The 692-nt window shown below is 64.9% G+C and carries 1 protein-coding gene; it reads right to left on the reverse strand.

The window, feature by feature from the left end:
* A partial coding sequence (locus tag R3P93_RS24520; RefSeq protein ID WP_317534366.1) for a response regulator occupies window positions 1–418 on the reverse strand: 418 nt, incomplete at its 3' end.
* Window positions 419–692 lie beyond the last annotated feature (274 nt).

Raw genomic sequence — 692 nt, forward strand, 5'->3', positions numbered from 1 at the left:
GGTCACAGTATCGTCGTCCGGCGGCTACCTCCCCGATCGCGGTGATCAGCACCACGCAGGCGTTGTCCTTGTGCACCACCGCATCCATCCCGACCAGCCCCGCGATTTGGCCCACCGTGCGATTGCTGTCCCCGGTGAACAGCACGAGCTTCACCCCTGGGCATGCCCCGCGGAGCGCTGCGGCAGCGTCTGGCAGCGCCATGTCGGGCAGATGCAGATCCAGTAGCACCACGTCGGGTCGTTCGACGGCGGCAACCGCAACGCCGGCGGTCGCCGTGCGCGCCCCCGGGCACATCCGCATGCCCGCCGCCCCCTCGACCAGACGTTCCACTCCCAGATGCACGATCGGATGGTCGTCGACCACCAGCACTCGCACCACTCCTGGATGGGCACATGGCACGCCTGGATGGGCCACCATGTCGGCGGGATGCGCGAGTGTGCCGCTCTGGACTCGGCGGTGAGGTGGCATATTTCCACGGTAACCCCGCATGTTCGCGCTCGCCACGAAACCCCTACCCGGGTCGATTACCTCCGATCGGAGGTAGTCAACCCGGGGTAGAAATGTGATGGTGATCTCAACGCGATGGTGGTCGTCACCGTCGTCGGACGCTAAACGGGAGCGGGTAGATGACTACATCGGTCACAACTCAGCACGAGAAGATCAAGTCGTTCGACTGGGAGCCGAGCTACTT

Origin of the sequence: Rhodococcus cerastii, from assembly GCF_033042195.1 — a bacterium.
Taxonomy (GTDB): Bacteria; Actinomycetota; Actinomycetes; order Mycobacteriales; family Mycobacteriaceae; genus Rhodococcoides.